This is a genomic window from Sphingobium sp. BHU LFT2 (genome assembly GCF_018604485.1).
Lineage (GTDB): Bacteria > Pseudomonadota > Alphaproteobacteria > Sphingomonadales > Sphingomonadaceae > Sphingobium > Sphingobium yanoikuyae_A.
The window spans coordinates 22550-44835 of record NZ_JAFCGW010000011.1 but is presented as its reverse complement, the minus strand read 5'-3'; the positions used below and the strand labels follow the sequence as shown (position 1 = coordinate 44835).

Sequence of the window (22286 nt, the reverse complement as noted above, 5' to 3'; positions counted from 1 at the left end):
TTGTCGCGTTCCGCCCAGCAGGGCTTCACGTCTTTGAGGCGTTCCGCCGAAAACGGCTTCACGCTGCTCGAAATGCTGGTCGCGCTGGCGGTGTTCAGCCTGGCGGCGCTGGCGCTGGTGCGGTTGCAGGGGGTGACGCTGCGCACTGCCGCCGATCTCGACAGCAAGGCGCTGGGCCAGATCGTCGCCCGCAACCTGATGGTCGAGGTGCAGAGCGACGTCGCCCCGCCCTCGGTCGGCGAGGAGGACGGCGAGGTCGAGAATGGCGGCCGCCGCTGGCACTGGACCCGCACCGTCAAGGCGACCGAGGACAAGCGCCTGTTGCAGGTCGATCTGGTGGTCGACGGCCAGCCGGGTGCGTCGCCGGTGGTGCTCAGCTTCCTGCGGGAGGTAGAGTGATGAGGCCGGAGAAGCCACAGGGTGAACAAGGCTTCACGTCTTTCAGGCGTTCCGCCGAACACGGCTTCACGCTGATCGAGCTGCTCGTCGCGCTGATGATCTTTGCGATGCTGGCGGCGGCGGGTGTGCTGTTGCTGGGCAACAGCGTGTCGGCGCAGGCGCAGGTCAAGGCGCGGCTGGACGACATGGCGGCGATCCAGCGGGCCGCGGGCGCGCTGTCGGCCGATCTTGGCCAGGCGGTGCCGCGCATCAGTCGCACCGAGGCGGGGACGCTGGCGCCGGCCTTCTGGGCGCATCGCGATGGCGAGGAACAGCCGGTGATGCAGTTCGTGCGCGGCGGATGGGACAATCTGGGCGATCTGCCCCGGCCGTCCTTGCAGAAGGTCGAATATTGGGTGCGGCAAGGCCGGCTGGAACGGCGCGGCTATGCCCAGATCGACGGGGCGGCGGGCGACGAGCCGGCGGCGCTGCTCGACCATGTCGAGGAGGTGACGCTCCGCTTCCGCGACGTAGAGGGCGAGTGGCGCGAGGAGTGGACGCCGGGCCAGCCCGACCTGATGCCGCGCGCGGTGGAAATGGTGGTCAAACGCACCGGCGAGCCGCCGGTCACGCTGCGCTTCCTGGTGGCGCCCGGTCCCAAGGAAGCGCCGCTTGACGATCAGGAGGCAGCCAATGCGGCGACCTGATCCCAACCGTCCCGAGGAGCGCGGCGCCGCGCTGCTGACCGTCTTGCTGCTGGTGGCGGTGATGGCGGTGGTGGCGGCTACGGCGCTGGAGCGGGTGGCGCTGGCGACGCGGATGACCGGCAATGGCGGCGCGGTCGATCAAGGGCGGGCCTTCGCCGATGCGGGCATGGTGATCGCGCGCCTCAAGATCGGCGATCTGGTCGCGGCCAGCCCCGGCAAGACGACCTTGGCGGGCAACTGGATGGGCACGCCGCAGGCGATCCCGGTGCCGGGCGGCATGGCGACGGCGCGGGTGACCGACGGCAGCAACTGCTTCAACCTCAACAGCGTGGTCGCCGGCAATAATGAGAACAGCCTGAAGGTGCGCCCGGTGGCGGTTTCGCAGTTTCAGGCGTTGTTGCAGGCGCTGGGCGTCGATGTGCGCCAGGCGCAGGTCGCCGCCGCTTCGCTCGCCGACTGGATCGATACCGACAGCGTGCCCCAACCGGCTGGGGCGGAGGACGTGACCTATGCCCGCGCGGCGCGGCCCTATCGCACCGCCAACCGCTTCATGGTCGACGCCAGCGAGCTGCGGGCGGTGAACGGCATCACGCCGGCGGTCTATGATCTGGTCCGGCCGTGGGTCTGCGCGCTGCCGGTGTCGGACATGTCGCCGATCAATATCAACACCTTGCTGCCCGATCAGGCACCCCTGTTCGCGATGTTGCTGCCGGGGCAGTTGAGCGTGGCGCAGGCACGGCAATTGCTGGCGCAACGGCCGGCGGAAGGCTACGGCAGCATACCGCAATTCTGGCAGGCACCCTCTCTGGTCGGGCTCAGCCCGCTCACCGAGGTGGCCGAGCAGGTCAAGTTGACGACGGGATTTTTCAGAGTGGACGTGTCGGTGAATGTAGGGGGAACGCAAGTGGTGGAGCGCGGGCTGATCGATGCCCGGCAACCGCCGATCCGGCTGGTGCGGCGCGATTGGGGGGCGGGCGCATGAGTTCGGCCGATGCCTTGATCATTGCCCTGCCCGAGGGGGCGGAGGACGCGCCGACATGGATGCGGGTGGTGGATGGTGCGATCGTCCAGACCGGCGCCGGTGCCAACTGGCTGGCCGCCTGTGGCCTGGCCACGCTGCCCGACAAGGCGCGGGTGATGCTGGTGCCGCCGGCCGCGCTGGTGGCGCTGCACTGGGTGTCGCATCCCGACCTGCCAGCGCGGCAGGGGCGGGCGGCGGCGCGGCTGGGCGCGCTGGCCGGCGCCATCCTGCCGTCCGACCAGTTGTTTGCCGCCGCGGACGAGAATGACGATCCCGCCCGCCCGCATATCGTGGCGGTCGCGGCGCGCAGTGACATGCAGCATTGGCTGCTCTGGGCGCAGCATCATGGGCTGGACCCGGACATCATCGTGCCGCCGGCGCTGCTGTTGCCGGAAAGCGATAATGGTTTCGTATCCGGAATGATTGGTAGGGCATCGGTATTGCGCGGCGCGGACATGGCGCTGACCGCTGACATGGCGCTGCCCGAACTGATCGGCGACGCGCCGGTGCGGGCGGTCGCGGCGGACGAGATCGAAGCGCGGCTGGTGGCGGCGCTCGACGCGCCGCCGATCGACCTGCGCCAGGGCGATTTCGCCAAGCGGGTGCGGCGGCAGATCGATACGCGGGCGCTGGGCCGGATCGCGATCTGGTGCGGCCTGATCCTGCTGGCCAGCCTGCTCATCAGCCTGGTGACCCTGGTGCGGCAGAATGTCGCCGCCAGCCAGGTCGATGGCGAGAGCCTGGCGCTGGCACGGCAGGTGCTGCCGGAGGCGAGTGACGTGATGCAGGTCGAAGCGGAGATGGACCGGCAACTCGCCGCGCGCGGGGCCGGAGCCTATGCCTTCACCGCGCCGGTTGCCGGCCTGATGAGCGCGATGCAGGATGCGCCGGGCGTGTCGCTGACGGCGCTGTCGCGCGACCCCGACGGGATGCTGCGGGCGACGCTGGCCGCCGCCAAGGCGGATGACATCAACATCGTGCTGCTGGCGCTGCAGGCGGCCGGTTACACGATCACGGCGACCCCGTCCCAGGATCCGGGCGGGCGCACGCTGGCAGATATTACGGTGCGGTCATGATGGACAGGATGAAAGCCTATTGGATCGAGCGGTCGCCGCGCGAGCAATGGATGCTGGGCGTGATGTTCGCGCTACTGGCGGTGGTGATATTGTGGCTGGGCGTGGCCCGGCCGCTGACCCATGCGCAGGTTTCCGCCCGCGATGCTTTGCGCGAGGCGACCGATCGCAACGCGGCGATCCGCGCCAAGGTGAAACTGCTCAAGCATCTGCCGCGCAGGCCCGCGCCGACCGGCCCGGCCGTCCCGATCGAACAATTTGTCGGCCAGAGCGCGGGCGAGGCCGGGCTGACGCTGGAACGGGCGCAGCCGCAGGGCAATGACCGGATGGAGATCGCCATCGCCTCGGTCCGACCGGTGGCGATGATGAGCTGGATCGCGGGGCTGGAGGCGCAGGGCCTGCGCGTCGAGACGATGAGTGCACGTCCTTCGCCGACGGCGGGCAGCGTGTCAGTGCAGGCGGTGCTGGTGCGGGGAGGCGGCCAATGAAGGGGCTGATCCTGTCGCGCCGGATGCGCATCATCCTGATAGTGCTGTTCATATTCGGCCTGATCCTCTTCATTCCGATGCGCGTCGCGCTGGGGCTGGCGCAGCTCGACCGGCTGGGCCTGGCCGCGCGCGAGATACGCGGCAGCGTGTGGAGCGGGCGGATCGACCAGCTGATGCTGGGCGAAATGCCGATGGGGTCGGTGCGCGCCGGCCTGTCGCCGCTATCGTTGCTGGTCGGCCGGGCGCGGTTCGACATTGCCCGGCATCGCGGCCAGCCCGACGACATCCAGGGGGCGCTGACCGTCGGGCTAGACCGGATCGGCATAGATGACGTGACCGGTTCGGTACCGCTGGGCCGCACCTTCGCGCCGCTGCCGGTCAGCGGGCTGATGATGGAGGATGTCAGTGGCTATTATCGCGGCGATGTCTGCGGCCATGCCGAAGGCCGAGTGCGGGCGCGGATGGCGACGCAGATTGCCGGGCTGAACCTGTCGCAGGGGCTGTCGGGCACGGTGGCCTGTGATGGTGACGCGCTGCTGCTGCCGCTGGTCAGCCAGTCGGGCATGGAGAAGATCAATCTGCGCATCTGGCGGTCGGGCCGCTATACTGCGGAAATGCGGGTGGAAACCGCTGACCCGGCGCTGGCCGGGACGCTGGGGCAGGCGGGCTTCGCCACGGTCGGTAGCGCCTATGTGCTGAAGGTCGAAGGGACGTTGTGATCCATCCCTGGACGGCCCTGGTCGGCGCGGTCACGGGTGCGATCGCGGGCAGTTTCCTTGCCACCCTGATCCTGCGCTGGCCGCAGGGGCGGGGTGTGATGCGCGGACGATCGGCCTGCGATGGCTGTGGCCGGCTACTGGGGCCGATCGATCTGGTGCCGATGCTGAGCGCGCTGGTGCAGCGCGGCCGATGCCGGACCTGCGGCGCGGCGATCGATCCGCTCCATGGCCGGGGGGAGGCGGGCTGCGCCATTATCGGCGCGCTGGCGCTGGGTTTCGTGCCCGATCTGGGCGGCGTCGGCTGGGCGCTGCTCGGCTGGCTGCTGCTGACCCTGGCGCTACTGGACTGGCGCCATTTCTGGCTGCCCGATGCGCTGACCCTGCCGCTGGCCTTCTTCGGCTTCACCTTGGGGCTGTGGACCACCGACGTCGCGCTGGTCGACCGGGTGATCGGCGCGGCGGCGGGCTATCTGGGGCTGCTGGCGATCGCGCTCGGCTATCGCGCGCTGCGCGGGCGTGAGGGGCTGGGGCTGGGCGACGCGAAGCTGCTCGGCGCGATCGGCGCCTGGCTGGGCTGGCAGGCGCTGCCCTTCATCCTGCTGATCGCCGCCTCGCTGGGGCTGGCGGGGGCGCTGGTCGCGCTGGCGCTGGGCCGGGCTGTGCAGGGGCAGAGCCGGGTGCCATTGGGGACGTTGCTGGCGATCGCGACGCTGCCGGGCTGGATCGTTCGAGGACTGATCTAGCGGGGCCGTGAGGGCAAATTTGGGCGGGCAGGAAGCGACCAGAAGTGGACGTTCCTCCCCGGAACGGGGAGGTGGCAGCGCGAAGCGCTGACGGAAGGGCAGGTGCCTCTTGGCACTGCGCTATCCGGCCTGTGCCCCTCCACCACTCGCTACGCGAGCGGTCCCCCTCCCCGTGCCGGGGAGGAATGTCTTGTTCCCACCCATTTTAGCCATTTTGACGGACACCCGATTTTCTCCCGCGGTCTACTCCCCCAACTGCCTGGCCACCAACGGCGCGACCTTGGCGGTGATGCGCTGGACGCCTTGCGGGTTGGGGTGGATGCCGTCGGGCAGCAGCAAGCTGCGCTCGCCGATCACGCCGTCGAGGAAGAAGGGGTAGAGCGGCACGCCATGCTTCTTCGCCAGGTCGGGGTAGATGGCGTTGAAGACGGCGGCATAGTCCGGCCCCATATTGGGCGAGGCCATCATGCCGGTCAGCATCGCCGGGATGCCGCGCTTGGCAAGTTCGGTCAGGATGGTGTCGATATTGGTCCGGGTCGCCTGCGGGCTGAGGCCGCGCAGCATGTCGTTGCCGCCCAGGCCCACGAGGACCAGGTCGGGCTTGCGCGGCAGGCCGTCGAGACCGAAGGCGAGGCGGGCGAGGCCGTCGGCGCTGGTGTCGCCCGACACGCCGGCATTGACGACATGGGCCTTGATCCCCTGTTTTGACAGGGCTTGTTCAAGAATGGGTGCAAAGCCCTGATCCTGCTGAAGATTATAGCCGGCATAGAGGCTGTCGCCGAACACGACGACCAGCTTGCCATCGGCGATTGGCTGTGTCGCCTTCGCTGTCATGTTCGCGGCGCCATCGTCAGCGGCGGGAAGCGCCTCTTGCTTCGTTGGGGAACAGGCGGCGAGCAGTTGGACAAGCAGCAGCGAGAACCCATATAGCCGGAAACCGTTCGCCAAGGAGCCTTCCTTCTTCATGCATGCGACCATCGATGCCCCCCATATCGCGATCCAGGCGCGCAATGTCACCCTCTCGCTCGGCAATACGCAGATATTGAAGGGCATCGACCTGGATATTCGCCGGGGCGAGAGCCTGGCGATATTGGGCGCATCGGGATCGGGCAAGTCATCGCTGATGGCGATCCTGTCGGGGCTGGAACAGGCGAGCGGCGGCACGGTCAGCGTGGCGGGCGTCAATTATCGCGCGCTCGACGAGGATGGGCTGGCGCGGGCGCGACGCGGGCGGATCGGCATCATCCTGCAATCCTTTCACCTGTTGCCGACGATGACGGCGCTGGAAAATGTCGCCGTGCCGCTGGAACTGGCGGGGCTGGCCGATCCGTTCGGGCGGGCAGCGCAGGAATTGAAGGCGGTGGGCCTGGGCCATCGCCTGTCCCATTATCCCGCCCAGCTATCGGGTGGCGAGCAGCAGCGTGTGGCGATCGCGCGGGCCATGGCGCCCGATCCGGCGATATTGTTCGCGGATGAACCCACCGGCAATCTGGACCAGTCGACCGGCACGGCGATCATCGACCTGCTGTTCGCCCGGCAGCAGGCGAGCGGCGCGACCCTGCTGATCATCACCCATGATCCGGCGCTGGCGGCGCGGTGCGACCGGACCGTCGAGATGCGGGACGGCCAGTTGAGCGGCGAGGTCGCCGCGTGACGACATTGGGGTGGGGGGCAAGCTGGCGGATCGCGCGGCGCGACCTGCATGCCGGATTCCGCGGCTTGCGGCTGCTGTTCGTCTGCCTGTTCCTGGGCGTGATGACGCTGGCGGCGATCGGCAGCCTGACCAGCGCGATCACCGGCGAGATTTCGGCGCGGGGGCAGATGATCCTGGGCGGCGATGTCGAGATAGCCATGACCCAGCGGGTGATGGACGCGCGCGACCAGCAGGCGATCGCGCGGCTGGGCCGGACGAGCGAGACGGTGCGGCTGCGCGCGATGGTCCACAAGAGCGGCGCGCGCGACGCGGCGCCGCTGCTGACCGAGCTGAAAGGCGTGGACGATGCCTATCCGCTCTATGGCACGCTGGCGTTGCAGCATGGACGCTATGCGCCGCTGGCCGCCGACCGCATCCTGATCAGCCCGGCCCTGGCAGAGCGGATGGCGATCGGCGTCGGTGACGCGCTGCGCTATGGCACTGCCGATTTCACCGTCGCCGCCATCATCGCCGACGAGCCGGACCGGGTGGGTGAGGGCTTTACCCTGGGGCCGGTGGCGATCGTGTCGATGGACGGGCTGGACCGCACCGGGCTGATCCAGCCGGGCAGCCTCTACCGCGCCAAATATCGGCTGCGCCTGCCCGCCGGGGCGGATGCGCAGGCGCTGCGCGAGCGGCTGGAGAAGCGCTATGTCGAGCAGGGCTGGGAATATAAGGACCGTGAACGGGCGGCGCCGGGCACCAACCGCTTCATCGAGAATATGGGCCAGTTCCTGTCGCTGATCGGCCTCGCCGCGCTGGTGATTGCCGGGATCGGCGTCAGCAATGGCGTCGCGTCCTATCTGGCGATCAAGCGCGGTGCGCTGGCGACCTTCAAGGTGCTGGGGGCGACCTCGGCCGATATCCAGCGCATCTATCTGCTGCAGATCGGGGTGGTTGCGGGGTTGGCCATATTGGCCGGGCTGGTGGCGGGCGCGCTGTTGCCGCCCTTGCTGGTCTGGGCGGCGGGCGACATGCTGCCGGTGTCGCCGGGATTCCATCTCTATCCGTTGCCGCTGGTGACGAGTGCCGCCTATGGCCTGCTGATCGCGCTGATCTTCACCCTGCCGCCGCTCGCCCGTGCTCGGACCGAGCCGGTGGCGGCGATCCTGCGCACCCTGGTCGACGGGCGGCGACGGATCGACCGGCACACGCTGGCGCTGGTTGGCGGTGCGATCGCGCTGCTGGTCGCGGTCGTGCTGCTGACGGCGCGTACGCCTCTGTTTGCAGCGGCCATGCTGGGCGCGATCATGGCGACCCTGTTGCTGCTGCTGGCGATGGGGCAGGGGATCAGGCTGCTGGCGCGGCGCATGCCCCATGCGCGGCGGCCGCTGCTGCGGCTGGCGCTCGCCAACCTCCATCGGCCCGGCGCGCAGACTGCCGCGCTGACCGTGGCACTGGGGCTGGCGCTGACCCTGTTCGTCACGCTGGCGGCGATCCAGACCAGTATCCAGGCGGAGATCGGCCGGACCGTGCCGAAACAGGCGCCAAACCTGTTCATACTCGACATGCCGGCCGGGGCGGAGGCTCAGTTTCGTGCGCTGATGGCGATGCGCGTGCCGGCGGCGAAGCTGAATGTTGTGCCGATCCTGCGTGGCACAGTGACCGGCTATTCGGGCAAGCGCGTCGCCGACCTGAAGGAAAAGCCCGAAGGGGCGTGGATCCTGCGCGGCGAGCGCGGCGTCACCTATAGCGCGACCCTGCCCGAGGGCAGCGAGATCGTCGAAGGGCGCTGGTGGCCGCGCGATTATGTGGGACCGCCATTGGTGTCGCTGGATGCCGACCAGGCCAAGGCGCTGGACATCTGGGTCGGCGATCGCATCACCGTGTCGATCCTGGGCCGCGAGATCGAGGCGCGGGTCGCGTCGCTGCGCAAGATCAACTGGGACACGATGGGCTTCAACTATGTGATGGTCTTTTCGCCCAGCACGCTGGCGTCGGCGCCGCACAGCCTGACCGCGACGATCAGCCTGCCCGACAAGCGCCAGGAGCAGGGGGTGACCAGCGCACTGCTGGCGACCTTCCCCGGCGCGTCGGTGATCGAGGTGGGACAGGTGATCAGCCAGGTGTCCGGCCTGCTCGATCAGATGTCGGGCGCGATCCTGGCGGCGGCGTCGGTGACGGTGCTGGCGGGGGTCGCGGTGCTGATCGGGGCGATCGCGGCCGGGCGGCAGAGCCGCAGCTATGACAGTGTCGTGCTGAAGCTGCTGGGGGCGACGCGCGGCCAGATATTGGGCGCGCAGGCGCTGGAATATGGCGTGCTGGCCGGGCTGCTGGCGCTGGTGGCGCTGCTGCTGGGCGGGGCGGCGGCCTGGTATGTGGTGGTGCAGCTGTTCAGCTTTGGCTGGGCGCCGGACTGGGGCGTGGTGCTGGCGACGCTGGCGGGCGGGGCGGTGCTGACGCTGGGGATCGGCCTTGCCGGATCGATCCCGCTGATGTCGGTGCGGCCCGCGCGCGCGCTGCGGCAGCTATAGAGAGGATGCCCCGGCGCTATTGCGGGGGCATCTTCATGTAGAGCGGCAGGCTGAGGCTGAGGAAGAAGGCCTCGCCCTTCAGCCGGTTGGTGGCGTCGAGTTCCTTGAAGGCGCGCAGGCGGAAGGTCGCGGGCGAGCGGCCCATGGTGACATTGAGCGCGGCGGTGCCGCCGACGCCGACCACCTCGCCCCGAAAGGCGCCGAGCAGGGCGCCGCTGCTCTTGTCATCGCTGGTCTGCTTCAGCCAATAGCCCTGGGCACCGATGGAGAATTTCTTCGACAGCGCCTTTTCCACCGATCCTTCGAGGTGGAACTCGTTGCCGCTGTCATATTTCGTGTAATCATTCTTGCCATTGAAGGTGACGCCGGCCTTGCCGGTCAGATCCCAGCCGCTTTCATCATCATGCAGGCTGAGCGCCAGCGAGGTGTCTACCGCCCAGCGATGCAGCGCCAGATTGGCCAGCTGGTCCTCGCGATAATGGCCGACCGGGATGTTGACCATGCTACTGGCCTGGATGTGGAGCTTGCCCGCCTTCCAGCCGAGCATGGTGTTGAACACCGGATCGCCGACCACCAGCGCGGAATCATGGACGTTGAGGCTGCGCAGATTGCCGAACGGGCCGGTGACAACGGCATTGGCATCAATCATTGGCGCACCGACCGGCACGGTCACGCCCATGGACAGGGTGCCGCCCAGGATGTTGGTGGAGGGAACGACCAGCGTCGTCAGGAAATCGGCGACTATTGTCGCGTCGAGGCCGGCGACGACATTGCCGCCAACGACGAATTCCTTGCTGGCGCTCGCGCTGCCATTGTAGATGTAGATGGTGTCGTCGAAATAGACACCCTCCAGCGGCGGCATCACCGCGGTCGCGGGGCCGCCGGTGCCGGGAACATAGAGGCTGGCCGCGCCCTCGACGGCCTTCGCCGGGGTGCTGATCGCACCGGCCAGCGGCAGGATAGCGCCCAGCAGGCAGGTCTTCACATTGCGCATCATCTGTCCCCATTTTCCCTGAAGGCCATGAAGCCCGGTGCCATCATCCATCGGCGCGGCGGGTGGGGCCATCGGGATAATCCCCGACCCGGTTGGGGGACGCTCGCATCGCAGAAAACCCTGTGATCGATGCTAAGATCAGGAAAATGCACGATAACCATGCTTTCCTCTCGCCAAGCAAAGTGGGACATGGCAGATTTTCCGCTGCCAGGCCCCGCGTGGACCATGACGGAAAGGCCGATATTGGCGGCTTTGCGCGCTGTCGGGGCAATATCGGCCGATGCGGGGGAAAACCCCCATTGTTTCAGGCGGGCGGGCCGCAAAGATAGGCAGGCTCATCATGGGCGCCATCGGGAGTGGACAGGGGTAAGGGATGAGCAAGCCATTGACGCGGATATTGATTGCCGACGATCATCAGGCCTTGCGCCAGGGGGTTCGGACTTTCCTCGAAACCCAGGATCGCTGGCAGATCGTCGCCGAGGCATCGGACGGGCATGACGCGCTGAAGGCGGCGCGCGATACCCAGCCGGACATCGCGATCCTGGATTATTCGCTGCCGCTGATGAACGGGCTGGAACTGACCCGCGCGCTCAAGCAGGAATTCCCGCGGATCGAGATATTGATCTACACCATGCATGATCGGGAAGATCTGCTGGTCGAGGTGCTGCGCGCGGGCGCGCGTGGCTATGTGCTCAAATCCGACAGCGGCCAGCATCTGCAGTCGGCGGTCGAGGCGCTGTCGCTGCGCAAGCCCTATTTCTCGGCAGCGATCTCGGAAACATTGCTCGACCATTATGTGAAGAGCAGCGTGGCCGGCAGCAATGTCGCCACGCTGACCCCGCGCGAGCGCGAGATCGTTCAACTGATCGCCGAGGGCAAGATCAACAAGCAGATCGCCCATCTGCTGGATATCAGCGTGAAGACGGTCGAGACCCATCGCGCGGCGGCGATGCACAAGCTGAAGCTGGGAACGACGGCGGAGCTGGTGCGCTATGCGGTGCGCAACAATATCGTCGAACCCTGATCGGCGGGCGATCGGCGGGCCGGCCTGATCCTGCGCCGCCGATCAGGCTGGTTCAGTCACATTGACGTCGGCGCGGTATGGTCGCGGTGACGAGCGTGCCGGCGCCGGTGCGGCGGACTTCCAACTGGCCGGCGAGGGCCGCGACCCGCTCCCGCATGCCCGACAGGCCGACGCCGACGATGTCGCGGCCCTGACCGTTGAGGATATGTTCGGGCACGCCCCGGCCATCATCCTCTATTTCCAGGGTGAAGCTGGTCTGGGTCCGTCGCAGGCGGACGACGGCGTGGCGGGCATCGGCATGTTTGTAGACATTGGCCAGTGCTTCCTGCGCGACGCGATAGAAGGCGATTTCCATGTCCGGATCGCGCTTGATCGGTCCCGAAAGGCAGCGAAATTCGACCTGGAGCCCGGACCGGCGGGCGAAGCCGCAGGTGAAATGGGCGAGGGCCGCCTCAATGCCATCCTCCGCCAGTTCGGGCGGGTGCAGCAGATAGCTGAGCGTGCGCACCTGGTCCTGAATCGCCTTGAGCGAGATTTCCATGGCCTGATAGGCGTCGCTGGCCTGGGGGCTCATGTCGCTGTTGCGCAGCGTCATGAGGTTGAATTGCATCAGGGCCAGTTGCTGGGCCGTTTCGTCATGCAGTTCACGGGCGATCCGCTTGCGCTCCTCTTCCTCCGCCTGCAGCATCGAGAGGTGGTAGCGACGGGGATTGGCGGTTTCGCTTTCCGGATCTTCATCGTCGAGATGGCTGAGGATGAACAGATCCTCAGCGCCCGGCAGGCGTTCGCCATGGACGACCATGCGGATGTCCTGCCCGGCGAGCGGGAAGCTGAGGGTCTGGCTGAAGGGCGTGTTGTGCTGACAGAGGGCGGCGACATGTTCGCTTACGCTGCGGGCATCCTGCGGCGGCGCGGCGAAACGCGCCTTGACGGCATAGTAGCTCTGGCCTGCCACGAGATGCAGGTCGAGGCCAACGGCGCGGAGATAGGGCTGGCAGGCGCCATTGATGGCCACGAGGCATTGCGATCCACCACGACGATTTTGACCGGAATGCTGTTGATCAGCCGCTGCAGGTCTGCGCGGGACGCCATTTGGGGCTGACTGGGTGGAACCAGGTAGATCGGGGCGGGAACTGTGGCACTGCCACGTTCGTCACCGAAAAACTCCGGATAATAGGGTGCCCCCGCTTGATGTAGTTCGAGCATGACGTCTCCCTCACCAGCTAAAATGCCCTGTATCATTCGACCGGGGCGAAAGTCCCGGCGCGTAAAGATCATCTGCGCGGCAAATGCCGCGTGAAAATGGACTAACTAACGAGCGACCCTGTTATCGGTAAGTATACCGGTGGTGATTCTATGTAGCAATGGTCAAGCCTGTGTAAAAATCAGAGTTTTTCCTGGCCTTTCGACGCTTTCTGCATTGATGGATGTTTGGCGGGTTGTTGCCACGAAACCTATGTGAAATGGGCGTTTAACAGGGTTAATGGACTAAAGTATGACATTGTATACTTTGAAGAAATGTGGGTTTTATGTATAATTTTAGGTCTAAGGAAATATACCTACTGTAACGCGCGGATGTGGTCGTCGGCCTGCTCGACCCTCCTGAGTCGCGCATGTCGGATGGATGGTTGAGAGGCCCGATTTGACGACCGGGTATTTACCCGGAGAGGGGGGATCGGCCTGCACGATATTTTCCGGCCGCTTTACAGGCCAATTGTGATGGCGACATCGGGTTTACCCCGGCAATATTCTCCGCGCTCCTAGGCAATGACCCCGATGCCCAAGCTCTACGCGAGGGCGCACAAGGGCGCAGGCGGCATGGTCACCATATCAAATGAGCGGCCGCTGGCCACAGGGAGGACGAAATGGCGCGTCACAGCATCAGGCTTGGCGGCATTTGTGTCGTGATGACGTGGGCAGCCGCAGCGCCCGTGCATGCGCAATCGCTCGACGACAAATATTGGATCGAGGTGGGGGCCTATTGGCCATCGGTCAGTTCCCATGTTCGGGTCGCACCCGCGTCCAATCCGGATGGCGGCACGAATATCGACCTGGAATCCGACCTCGATCTCGACAAGCACAAGGCGTTGCCACAGGTCGCGGCGGGGATAAGATTGGGCGGCAACTGGTCGGTGATGGGCGAATATTATTCGCTGAGCCGTAACGGGTCAAAGACGGTGACGCGCGATATCACGTTCGACGATGTCACCTATCCGGCCGGGGTGCGGGTGGAGAGCGGCTTCGATAGCGACGTCTACCGGTTGACCTTCGGCTATGCGTTCGTGAGCACGCCCGATACCCGCGTCGACGCGGCGCTGGGGCTGCATGCGACCGATTTCACCCTGACGCTCAAGGGGGATGCCCGATTGGGCGAGACGCAGGTGAGCGGGACGCAGCGCCGTCGCAAGGCGCTGGCCCCGCTGCCGACGGTGGGGCTGTTCGCGACGCAGCGGATCGCCACCGACCTGACCCTGGGCGCGCGGGCGGATTATCTGTCGCTCAAGATCGACGATTATAAGGGGCGGCTGCTCAATGCCGAAGCCGCCATGACCTGGCGCTTTACCAAGAATGTGGGGATCGGTGCGATGTGGCGCTACGTCAATTATCGGGTCGATGTCGACAAGGATAATTGGGCCGGGCGGATGAGATACCGCTTCAGCGGCCCGGCGGTCTTCATGCAGGTCGGGTTCTGACAGGAAAGGGCATCGTGCGGATCGGCACGACGCCCTTTCGTGTCTGTCACGCCGCGCGGATCACGCAGCGAAAGCCGATATGGCTGGTCGAGGAGTCGATCGCCTGGGCATGGCGCGCAGCGGGGCGATAGCGCCGGCAATAGCTGGGCGCACAGAGGTGCGAGCCCCCTTTAAGGACACGGCGGGGGATGAGGATGTGCGGCTGCTGCGGGTCATAGCTGGCCTCGCGCGCCTGGTTGAGCGGGTTGCGCGGGGCGCAGCAGGGGCGGGAGGGATCGGCCTGGTGCCGGGCGGCGTAGAAATCCTCAGTCCATTCCCAGACATTGCCGATCATGTCCGACAGGCCATAGCCATTGGCAGGGAAGCTGCCGACCGGCGAGGTGCGTTCATAGCCGTCGATCAGCAGATTTTCGGACGGGAAATTGCCCTGCCAGAAATTCGCCATCGCCTTGCCGCCGGGCAACAGTTCGTCGCCCCAGGCAAATTCCTGGCCATCGAAGCCGCCGCGCGCGGCAAATTCCCATTCCGCTTCCGTGGGCAGCGCCTTGCCCGCCCAGGCGGCATAGGCAGCGGCGTCGTCATAGGTGACATGGACCACGGGATGGTCGTCGAGATCGTCGATCGAGGAACCGGGGCCGAGCGGGCGGCGCCAGTCGGCGTCGAAGACATAGCGCCACCATTGGCTCCAGTCATGCAGGGGCACCGGGCGATCGGTCGGCGTGAAGACCAAAGAGGCGGGGCGCAGCATCTCCGGCTGGGCGCCGGGATAATCGTCCGGATTGGGGGCGATCTCCGCCGTGGTGCGGTGGCCGGTCGCCTCGACGAAGCGGCGGAAGTCGCGATTGGTGACGGGGGTGGCATCGATCCAGAAGGCATCGACCTCGACCGGATGGGCAGGGGCTTCCTCGGGATAATGATGGTCCGACCCCATGATGAAGCGACCGCCGGGAATATGGATCATATTGTCCGGCGCAGTGGCCGCAGGGGCGAGGGGGGATGGCACGGTCAACCGATACTCCTTGTCTGTCGATCCTGTTGATGCGCCTATACGGCGCGCGTCGCAATGGCCGCGAACAGGGCGATGCCGGCCACGCACATGATCAGCGCCATGACCAGCACCGGCCGGCCCAGATGAAACTGGTTGGTCTGCTTGAGGTCGGACAGCGTCATCCAGTAGCCCCATGTGCCAAGCAGGATGGCCAGCGTGCCCATGCCGGCGAGGAACAGGCCGATATGCTGCGGGCTTTGGGAATCGCCATGACCCGTCTTCTCCGTCGCGGCGTCGAGAAATTTGTAGATGGTGAAGCCGAAGCTGAGCATCGAAAGCGAGGTGCGGATCCAGGCCATCAAGGTGCGATCGGCGGCCATGACGGTGCGCTTTGCACCCAGATCGGCTGGCAGATTGGGAATGTCTTCCATGATGATCGCCGCTCCGTCAGCGAGAAATCTTGCGATGATCCTAGGCGTGCCGTCGGGGATTGGCGATCATGATAAACCCTGGGACGGCACAGTGAGGATCTGTCCCCGGTGCGCGGGCGCGAAGGGGCGCGGAGCGTTGGATAGCAGCATGTTATGGTCGCGCCGGATGACGGGCGTCGGCGCAAAAGGCCGATCAGGGCAAATCCCGACTTGGCCGGCCCCGGCGGCGCTCTAGCTTGATAGCGACAGGACAAAGCCGGGATGGTGCGGAAATGACCACCCGGTAGCAGGGATCGGCCGGGACTACCGGCCCATGAAATGACTGCCACCCATCCCCCTGGGTGTGGTCATGCATCAGGCGGGAAGAAGGACTGCACTTTCCGCCTGATGCTCCGTCAGGCTCAGGGGTTGCTCGGAAAGAAATGCGGCCAAATCGGCAATTATCCCGATGGGCCGCGTCGTGGGAACGGCGATAGTCGGCCGCAGCAAGGGAGATGGCGTCCAATGGCCGCATCGCGCATCTCGCCGCGCGTCCGATCCGGGCAGAAGGAGCTTGTGATGAGGTCTAGGATAAAATGTCTCTGTGTGCCGCTGGCTTTGCTGGCCGCATCGACCGCCCATGCGCAGACTGCTGCGCCGGCGGCGGGCGTGGTCGAGCCGGCGGCAATGGACGCGATGGACAAGATGAGCGCCAAGCTGATCTCGCTGCCCGGCTTCGCGCTGAAGGCCGATGTCACGACCGAAGTGGTGCTGGATACCGGGCAGAAGCTGCAATTTACCGGTGCGCTGGACATTCAGGTCCACAAGCCCGACGCGTTCAAGATCGTCGCCACATCCGACATCCAGAACCGCGAATATTATTTCGGCGGCGGCAAGTTCACGGTGCTGGCGCCGCGCCTGAACTATTATGCCAGCGTGCCGGTGACCGGTTCGATCGGCCAGTCGCTCGACAGTCTGCGCACCACCTATGGCGTCGAACTGCCGCTGGCCGATCTGTTCACCTGGGGCACGGACCAGACGCTGCGCAATCGCATACAATCGGGCTATGTCATCCGCCCCGAGACGATCGATGGCCGGACCTGCACCCATTATGCCTTCCGCCAGGAAAAGGTCGACTGGCAGATATGGATCGAGGACAGCAGCCAGTTGCCCTGAAAGATGGTGATCACCGACACGAATGATCCGTCGATGCCGCAATATAGCGCGCTGATGCGCTGGGACGGCAGCGCGCGACCTTCGGCGGCTGACCTCGCCTTCACTGCGCCGGCCGGCGCCAATCCGATCCGCATGGTGGACCTGAGCAAGGGAGAGGCGAAATGAGCATGGAGGCAAAACGGGGCCTGGCCATCATCGCGTCGCTTGCCCTGATGGCCGAACCGGTCGTCATCGGTCGGGTCATGTTGTCATCGGCGGCGCTGGTGCTGGGCATGGCCGCATCGACGGCGGAGGCGGCGCCGCCGCGGAAGCGCCCCCATCGCGGCGGCGGCGGGCGCGCTCGACCGGCGCGGCCCTCGGGCGGCGGCCATGCGGCGCGGCCGGGCAAGTCCCATCCGGGCGGGCGGCCGGGCGTGCGCGGCGGATCGATCAACAATGTCAATCACAACCGGCATCACAACACGGTCAACAATGTCCATGTGAATGTAAACCATGGCGGTGGGCATCATGGGGGCGGTCCGGGCCGCTACGACCATTATGATCATCATCGCCATGACCGGTGGGATGATGATTGGGACGATCACTGGCATCCGGTGGCGACCGCGGCCGCGGTGACGCTGACGGCGGCGGCGATCGGATCGATCGTGCGCAGCGTGCCGCCGGATTGTTCGACCGTGGTGGTCAATGACATCAGCTATTCGCAGTGTGGCAATAACTGGTATCAGCCGCAATATGTCGGATCGTCGGTGCAATATGTGGTGGTCAATCCGCCACGCTGAGGCGCCGGTCGATCAAGGAAAAAGCGGCCGTCCGAAAGGGCGGCCGCTTTTTTGTGGGACAGGTGCCGAACAGGCGAGGAGTGCCCGTCCGGCAATATGATCAGAACTTGACCGAGGCGTTCACGAAGAAGGCGCGGCCATAGACGTCGTAGGTCGACGGATAGGTGTTCGACTGCTGCTGGTTGTCGCCCATGATCGGCGGCTTCTTGTTGAACATGTTGTTCATGCCCAGCGACCAGCCGAAGGTTTCCGTCGCCTGCACCTGAAGGCCGAGGTCGAACAGGTTGTAGGCCTTGATCTTCTCGACGCTGTAGGTGTTGTCATCGTCATCGTCGCGGACGCTCGACAGATAGCGATGGGTCAGGCCCAGGGTGATCGGACCGCTGCTCCAGGTGATGCGGTTGTTGAGCCGCAGCTTGGAATAGGGATCGCCGCAGTTGATGCCGAACTTGCCAGCGCAATCCTGGCGCAGTTCCGAAATCGAACCGATCGGGTTGAGCGTGTAGTTGATCAGGCGAGTGCCGGCCGCGCGGAAAGAGAGCTTGCCGGTCTTGGCACCGAACACGCCGAAGTTGAGCGGCACGCTGTAGTTCAGTTCGAAATCGACGCCGGAGGTTTTGAGGCCGCCGGTGTTGCTCAGCATATTGACAGCACCTTCGATCGCGTAGCTGTTCTCGTTACGCGGGAGCAGCGCGCAATAGCTGCTGTCATAGGCCATCCAGCTATTCTTCTTTTCGCCGTAGCAGGCCTTGAGCAGATAGGAGACGCCAACGCTGGAGATGTAGTTGTCGATCTTGGTATTGTAATAATCGACAGTCAGCGACAGGCGCGGCAGGAAGCTGGGCTGTAGCACGACGCCAACGCCCCAGGTGTCGGACTTTTCTTCCCGCAGGTTGGGGTTGCCGCCGGTGATCGAGTCGATCTGTGAGCTGCCGCCGTTGATGTCGGTGCCGAGCGCGCTCGACGGCACGCCGGTTGCGACGCAACTAGCCGCCAGGCTGGCATTGGTGGTCGCGTCCTCGGTCGAGCAGGGATCGATGGCGGTCGGGAAATCCTGCGACTGGCCCGAATAGAGATCGGCGACGGTCGGCGCACGCACCGCCCGGCTATACTGGCCGCGGAAGGTGATGTCCTTGACTGGCGCATAGATGAGGCCGGCCGAGAAGGTGCTGACATTCTTCGCTGCGGTCGAATAGTGCGAGTAGCGATAGGCACCGTTGAAGTTGAGCTTGTGGACCAACGGTTGGTCGGCCAGTAGCGGGACTTCGATTTCGGCGAACAGTTCCTTCACATTATAGCCGCCCGACAGGCCTTCACCGGCGTTGAAGCCGACGACGTCGCCCGAGGACAGGGCATAGTCCGGATCATAGCTGCCATGTTCGGAGCGGTATTCGGCGCCGAAGGCAATACCGGCCGGGCCGGCGCCCAGATCGAACAGATTGCCGTTGGTGACGGCGAAGCTGGCGACCTGTTCGGTCACGGTGCTGACATTCTTGACCGGGATCGAGATGAAGGCGGCGGCTTCGCTGCTGATATTGCCTTCGCCGAAGATGTTCAGCGGAACGCAGCCATTGCTGGTGTCCGAACAGACCAGATTGCCGTCGCTGTCATAGGTGGTCTTGAGCGCCTGCTCCACGCGGCTGCGCGATACGTTGCCGGTCTGGGTTTCGACCTGCTTGGTGCGCGAATAGCTGTAATAGCCGTCATAGTTCCAGTCGCCGGCAATCTGGCCCTTGGCACCGATCAGGGTGCGATAGGCGGTGTTGTCGACATTGGAGATGCGGGCGCCGACCTCGTTGAGGCGGCGATAGATGGCGGCGGTGGCATAGCCGTCGCCGTCGGTGTCGGCGGCCGACAGCAGCGCCTGGGATTCCGGCGAGAGGAAGGAGGAGTCGACGTCGAGCGAGACCGAACCGGTGAACGGCGTGGACGCCAGGCGGTTCTTCACCCGGTTGTTGATGAACTGACCCTCGGCATAGACGGTCAGGTGATCGTTGACGTCATAATGGGTCTGGGCGCTCAGCAGGATGCGCTTCTGGGGCACCTGCAGATAATTGTCCGGCGCATAGTTGTAGGCGTCGGTCGTCGCGTCATAGGCCGAATAGCTGCCGTCCTGATTGAACTTATACTGGGTGCCGGAAAGGGCGAATCGGGTGCCGGGGATCGAGCCCGAGCCGCCGGCGGCCAGGCCGCCATCGCCGTCATCGGTATAGGCCTGTTTGGTGTAGCTGCGTGCCGACTGCTGCACGGCGTCGCGCTTTGTGTAATCGATATAGAAGGTGGCGTTGCCGCGACCGTCGGCGAAATTGCCGCCCATCAGCAGGTTGGTGTTGAAGGTGCCGCCGTCGCCTGCCTGGTTGATGCGATAATTGGCGTTTGCTTCGACGCCGGAAAAGTCGCGCTTGGTCACGAAGTTGATGACGCCGGCGATCGCGTCCGAACCATAGACGGCGGAACGGCCGCCCGACACGACTTCGACATGGTCGATCAGGCCCGCCGGAACGGTGTTGAGATCGACGATCTGGTTGGAGTCATAGGAGACGTAGCGACGGCCATCGACCAGCACCAGGGTGCGGTTGGCGCCCAGGCCGCGCAGGTCGGCCGTGGACACCCCGCCGCCCGGATTGTTGGATGCCGCCGTCGTGCTGGGGATCAGCTGGGGCAGGTCGTTGATGATCGATTCGACGTTGACCTTGCCGCTGAGCTTCAATTCCTGCGCGCTGACGATCGCGATCGGCGATGCCTGTTGCAGGTCGGGGCGGGCGATGCGCGAACCGGTGACGACGATGGTGTCGCTGGTCGCGCCGCCATCCGCCGCGCTGGTCTGCGCGAAGGCCGGGGTCGCCAGGCCGAGCAGGATGGTCGACGCCGAGAGGCGCCGCATGATGTGAGACGGCATGAAAATAATCTCCCTTGGGATTTTTATCCCGGCCCGCGCCCTGTTGGTTTGTCCTTGGGATGACGCGAGCCGATGGAGAGATTTGTATGCGTGCGACGAAGTGCGTCAACGCGATTTGCCGTGTTTCACAAAGGTTTAACAAAGCTGTTGCCAATAAAAAACAGATATGGCGATAGATTTGATCATGTTGTGAAATGTTGCGTATGTTTCAGGGTATTTCATTATTTGAGAAATTAGAAAATTATATTGTATTTATAACGAAAAATGCCCCGCATATCTCCATATGCGGGGTGATAAAGTTGACTTGTATTTTGATCAGTTGGCGGCGTTGCCAGCCGTGACGGGGTGGACGAAGATATAGCCTTCGTTGCGCACGGTGCGGATCGTCTGTCCCTTGAGCCCGCCAGCCGACAATTTGCGGCGCAGACGGCACAGCTGGACATCGATGGCGCGGTCATAATGGTCGCTCGACGCGCCATAGACCTGATCGAGCAACTGGTGGCGGTTGAGCACCTGGCGCGCATTGGCCACGAAGACGCGCAGCAACTGATATTCGCCCTCCGACAGCGAGATGGTGCCGCCGCTCGGATCGAACAACTGGCGGGTGGTGAGGTCGAAGCGCCAGCCCTGGAAGGCGACCCAGCTATTGTCGCGCGGGGCCGTAGCCATGGTGCCGGCATCGGCCTGGCGGCGACGGGCGCGCAGGGCCGCATTGGCGCGGGCGAGCAGTTCGCGGGCGTTGCAGGGCTTGGTCAGATAATCTTCCGCGCCCATTTCCAGGCCCAGTATGCGATCGATGTCGCTGCTGGCGCGGCTGTGGATGATGACCGGGATGCGCCGCTCGAACGCGAATTCGCGCAGCAGGCCGGCAGTATGCTGGCCCGGCATCATCGGTTCGGCGATCAACAGGTCATAATGACCCTCTTCCGAAAGGCGGCGCATGTCGGCGAGATTGGCGGCGGTGTCGACGTCGAAGCCATAGCGGCCGAAATAGTCCGACAGCGACGTCAGCAGTGCTGCGTCATCGTCGGCAAGGAGGATGTGGCTGTTCTGCATGATCGAGCATAGGACGGCGCCGTTGCGGCCATCCCGTCGCGTGATTTCGCGTCGCGGCATGTCTGTTGTTCCAGTCGGTCGGCAATGGCGGCCTCGCCATGCCGGTAATAGTCGTTGAAATGGGCGATGGCGCCTTCGTCCAATATGTCGCGCATGCGCAGCGGGCGGCCGAAGCGGCCCGAGGCATTGGCGCGGCGGAGCAGCTTGCGGCTGAGCCCATACCAGCCGGGCAGATGGAGCAGGCAGTCCTTGTCCGCGACGGCGCGCCGGGTGAAGAGGTTGGCCGTGCGAAAGGCCCAGAGTAGCAGCCGACCGGGGGAGGGGTTGCGTGTGCCCCAGTCCAGCTGATCGAGCGCGACATCCAGCCCGAAACGGCTAGCATAAGCGGCGGCGAAACCACGCGGATCGGCGCGAAAATCCTCATAGCGGAAGACATGAACATTGTCCGCGCCGAACAGCCGATCATAATAAGCGATCAGCCGGGCATAGTCGAAATGTTCGCGGCGGAAGCCGGGCGCCTCGTCCCGCTCCGGCGCCACCGGGCCGAGCCGATCGCGACCGAACAGGTAGCGATGGATGCCAAAAGTGCCGCCGCCCTTCACATATTGGAGATAGGCGGACGCGATGGCCGAGCAGGGATCGCGCACGAAGATGACGATCTGCGCGCCGGGCAGCGTATCGCGGATGCGGCCGGCGACATCCTTGGAAAGATTGCCGGCCAGCCCGCCATTATGCAGCCCGCCGCTCAGATTTTCCTCGCACAGGATGATGTCGTCGCGGTCCTGTCCCAGTCTGTGGCGGGCCTGGTCAGGCTCGAAATGCAGCGCACCGGCTTCCAGAAAGGCGGCCCGCGCAACGGCACGGGGCAGGTAGCGACGATTGCGGACGGCGGGATAGAAAATATCCTGGAACCAGGTGGTGCCGGTCTTGTGATAGCCGATATGGATGATGGGGCCCCTGTAGTTGCGCAT

20 protein-coding genes and 1 pseudogene are annotated in these 22286 nt (G+C 65.2%); 13 read left to right on the top strand and 8 right to left on the bottom strand.

Features of this window, described 5'->3' with window-relative positions; all coding sequences use genetic code 11:
- The first annotated feature begins 33 nt into the window (after window positions 1-33).
- Genes gspI through JQK15_RS18445 form a run of 7 tightly spaced genes read left to right on the top strand, consistent with a single transcriptional unit; the run spans window position 34 to window position 5129 of the window.
- A complete protein-coding gene (gene gspI, locus JQK15_RS18475) occupies window positions 34-399 on the top strand; it encodes a type II secretion system minor pseudopilin GspI (RefSeq protein ID WP_285236584.1) in 366 nt (121 codons plus the stop codon).
- Window positions 399-1085: a type II secretion system minor pseudopilin GspJ gene (gene gspJ / locus JQK15_RS18470; RefSeq protein WP_214866756.1), complete on the top strand. Its 687-nt coding sequence runs from the start codon at window positions 399-401 to the stop codon at window positions 1083-1085. Before gspI ends, gspJ begins: the two co-directional genes overlap by 1 nt.
- Complete coding sequence (gene gspK / locus JQK15_RS18465; protein ID WP_214866755.1) at window positions 1072-2067, top strand: type II secretion system minor pseudopilin GspK; 996 nt, start codon at window positions 1072-1074, stop codon at window positions 2065-2067. The genes gspJ and gspK overlap by 14 nt, the downstream gene beginning before the upstream one ends.
- A complete protein-coding gene (gspL, locus tag JQK15_RS18460; protein WP_214866754.1) occupies window positions 2064-3182 on the top strand; it encodes a type II secretion system protein GspL in 1119 nt (372 codons plus the stop codon). The genes gspK and gspL overlap by 4 nt, the downstream gene beginning before the upstream one ends.
- A complete protein-coding gene (locus JQK15_RS18455) occupies window positions 3179-3667 on the top strand; it encodes a type II secretion system protein M (RefSeq protein WP_029547544.1) in 489 nt (162 codons plus the stop codon). The genes gspL and JQK15_RS18455 overlap by 4 nt, the downstream gene beginning before the upstream one ends.
- On the top strand, window positions 3664-4386 hold the full coding sequence (gspN, locus tag JQK15_RS18450) for a type II secretion system protein N (protein ID WP_214866753.1): 723 nt from the start codon (window positions 3664-3666) through the stop codon (window positions 4384-4386). Before JQK15_RS18455 ends, gspN begins: the two co-directional genes overlap by 4 nt.
- Window positions 4383-5129 carry a prepilin peptidase gene (locus tag JQK15_RS18445; RefSeq protein ID WP_214866752.1) on the top strand — a complete coding sequence of 249 codons (747 nt, stop codon included), beginning with the start codon at window positions 4383-4385 and terminating at the stop codon, window positions 5127-5129. The genes gspN and JQK15_RS18445 overlap by 4 nt, the downstream gene beginning before the upstream one ends.
- 243 nt (window positions 5130-5372) lie before the next feature.
- Here JQK15_RS18445 and JQK15_RS18440 read toward each other — a convergent pair whose 3' ends face one another.
- Complete coding sequence (locus JQK15_RS18440) at window positions 5373-6095, bottom strand: arylesterase (RefSeq protein ID WP_214866751.1); 723 nt, start codon at window positions 6093-6095, stop codon at window positions 5373-5375.
- Between JQK15_RS18440 and JQK15_RS18435 the strand changes: the two genes are divergently transcribed.
- Both JQK15_RS18435 and JQK15_RS18430 read left to right on the top strand, forming a co-directional pair.
- Window positions 6094-6783: an ABC transporter ATP-binding protein gene (locus tag JQK15_RS18435; RefSeq protein WP_169861086.1), complete on the top strand. Its 690-nt coding sequence runs from the start codon at window positions 6094-6096 to the stop codon at window positions 6781-6783. The genes JQK15_RS18440 and JQK15_RS18435 overlap by 2 nt on opposite strands.
- Window positions 6780-9296 (top strand): ABC transporter permease, encoded by a 2517-nt coding sequence (locus JQK15_RS18430; protein WP_214866750.1) that lies wholly within the window; start codon window positions 6780-6782, stop codon window positions 9294-9296. Before JQK15_RS18435 ends, JQK15_RS18430 begins: the two co-directional genes overlap by 4 nt.
- Window positions 9297-9312: 16 nt before the next feature.
- Here JQK15_RS18430 and JQK15_RS18425 read toward each other — a convergent pair whose 3' ends face one another.
- Window positions 9313-10362, bottom strand: a complete 1050-nt coding sequence (locus tag JQK15_RS18425) for a SphA family protein (protein WP_214866749.1) — start codon at window positions 10360-10362, stop codon at window positions 9313-9315.
- Between the two features lie 301 nt (window positions 10363-10663).
- On the opposite strand from JQK15_RS18425, the gene JQK15_RS18420 reads away from it, so the two are divergent.
- Complete coding sequence (locus tag JQK15_RS18420; protein WP_004207433.1) at window positions 10664-11314, top strand: response regulator; 651 nt, start codon at window positions 10664-10666, stop codon at window positions 11312-11314.
- A gap of 52 nt (window positions 11315-11366) precedes the next feature.
- Here JQK15_RS18420 and JQK15_RS27500 read toward each other — a convergent pair whose 3' ends face one another.
- Entirely contained in the window at window positions 11367-12329 is a 963-nt protein-coding gene (locus JQK15_RS27500) for a sensor histidine kinase (protein WP_353047224.1), read from the bottom strand.
- Window positions 12330-13179: 850 nt separating this feature from the next.
- Here JQK15_RS27500 and JQK15_RS18410 point away from each other — a divergent pair.
- A complete protein-coding gene (locus JQK15_RS18410; RefSeq protein WP_214866748.1) occupies window positions 13180-14007 on the top strand; it encodes an outer membrane beta-barrel protein in 828 nt (275 codons plus the stop codon).
- Between the two features lie 46 nt (window positions 14008-14053).
- On the opposite strand, the gene JQK15_RS18405 is transcribed toward JQK15_RS18410, so the two are convergent.
- Window positions 14054-14968, bottom strand: a complete 915-nt coding sequence (locus tag JQK15_RS18405; RefSeq protein ID WP_214866931.1) for a formylglycine-generating enzyme family protein — start codon at window positions 14966-14968, stop codon at window positions 14054-14056.
- An 83-nt stretch (window positions 14969-15051) separates the two neighbouring features.
- Window positions 15052-15426 (bottom strand): YidH family protein, encoded by a 375-nt coding sequence (locus tag JQK15_RS18400; protein ID WP_251007852.1) that lies wholly within the window; start codon window positions 15424-15426, stop codon window positions 15052-15054.
- 318 nt (window positions 15427-15744) lie between these two features.
- Between JQK15_RS18400 and JQK15_RS27495 the strand changes: the two are divergent.
- Both JQK15_RS27495 and JQK15_RS18390 read left to right on the top strand, forming a co-directional pair.
- A pseudogene (locus JQK15_RS27495) lies at window positions 15745-16746 on the top strand (DUF2092 domain-containing protein).
- The gene (locus JQK15_RS18390; protein WP_214866747.1) at window positions 16743-17360 is read left to right on the top strand and encodes a hypothetical protein; all 618 of its coding nucleotides are present in this window, start codon (window positions 16743-16745) and stop codon (window positions 17358-17360) included. Before JQK15_RS27495 ends, JQK15_RS18390 begins: the two are co-directional and overlap by 4 nt.
- Before the next feature lie 100 nt (window positions 17361-17460).
- Here JQK15_RS18390 and JQK15_RS18385 read toward each other — a convergent pair whose 3' ends face one another.
- The 3 genes from JQK15_RS18385 to JQK15_RS18375 form a co-directional block, all read right to left on the bottom strand.
- Window positions 17461-20259 carry a TonB-dependent receptor gene (locus JQK15_RS18385; protein ID WP_214866746.1) on the bottom strand — a complete coding sequence of 933 codons (2799 nt, stop codon included), beginning with the start codon at window positions 20257-20259 and terminating at the stop codon, window positions 17461-17463.
- 315 nt (window positions 20260-20574) lie between these two features.
- Window positions 20575-21315: a winged helix-turn-helix domain-containing protein gene (locus tag JQK15_RS18380; RefSeq protein ID WP_026109479.1), complete on the bottom strand. Its 741-nt coding sequence runs from the start codon at window positions 21313-21315 to the stop codon at window positions 20575-20577.
- Window positions 21267-22286 (bottom strand): sulfotransferase, encoded by a 1020-nt coding sequence (locus JQK15_RS18375; protein ID WP_214866745.1) that lies wholly within the window; start codon window positions 22284-22286, stop codon window positions 21267-21269. Before JQK15_RS18375 ends, JQK15_RS18380 begins: the two co-directional genes overlap by 49 nt.

Bases quoted from the DNA above. Each gene is read 5' to 3' on its own strand.
- JQK15_RS18455 (WP_029547544.1), top strand. From the start codon at position 3,179: ATGATGGACAGGATGAAAGCCTATTGGATCGAGCGGTCGCCGCGCGAG.
- JQK15_RS18410 (WP_214866748.1), top strand. From the start codon at position 13,180: ATGGCGCGTCACAGCATCAGGCTTGGCGGCATTTGTGTCGTGATGACG.
- JQK15_RS18380 (WP_026109479.1), bottom strand. From the start codon at position 21,315: ATGCAGAACAGCCACATCCTCCTTGCCGACGATGACGCAGCACTGCTG.
- JQK15_RS18400 (WP_251007852.1), bottom strand. From the start codon at position 15,426: ATGGAAGACATTCCCAATCTGCCAGCCGATCTGGGTGCAAAGCGCACC.
- gspL (WP_214866754.1), top strand. From the start codon at position 2,064: ATGAGTTCGGCCGATGCCTTGATCATTGCCCTGCCCGAGGGGGCGGAG.
- JQK15_RS18390 (WP_214866747.1), top strand. From the start codon at position 16,743: ATGAGCATGGAGGCAAAACGGGGCCTGGCCATCATCGCGTCGCTTGCC.
- JQK15_RS18425 (WP_214866749.1), bottom strand. From the start codon at position 10,362: ATGGCCCCACCCGCCGCGCCGATGGATGATGGCACCGGGCTTCATGGC.
- gspN (WP_214866753.1), top strand. From the start codon at position 3,664: ATGAAGGGGCTGATCCTGTCGCGCCGGATGCGCATCATCCTGATAGTG.
- JQK15_RS18385 (WP_214866746.1), bottom strand. From the start codon at position 20,259: ATGCCGTCTCACATCATGCGGCGCCTCTCGGCGTCGACCATCCTGCTC.
- JQK15_RS18405 (WP_214866931.1), bottom strand. From the start codon at position 14,968: ATGATCCATATTCCCGGCGGTCGCTTCATCATGGGGTCGGACCATCAT.
- gspJ (WP_214866756.1), top strand. From the start codon at position 399: ATGAGGCCGGAGAAGCCACAGGGTGAACAAGGCTTCACGTCTTTCAGG.
- JQK15_RS18440 (WP_214866751.1), bottom strand. From the start codon at position 6,095: ATGAAGAAGGAAGGCTCCTTGGCGAACGGTTTCCGGCTATATGGGTTC.
- JQK15_RS18435 (WP_169861086.1), top strand. From the start codon at position 6,094: ATGCATGCGACCATCGATGCCCCCCATATCGCGATCCAGGCGCGCAAT.
- gspK (WP_214866755.1), top strand. From the start codon at position 1,072: ATGCGGCGACCTGATCCCAACCGTCCCGAGGAGCGCGGCGCCGCGCTG.
- JQK15_RS18375 (WP_214866745.1), bottom strand. From the start codon at position 22,286: ATGCGCAACTACAGGGGCCCCATCATCCATATCGGCTATCACAAGACC.
- JQK15_RS18420 (WP_004207433.1), top strand. From the start codon at position 10,664: ATGAGCAAGCCATTGACGCGGATATTGATTGCCGACGATCATCAGGCC.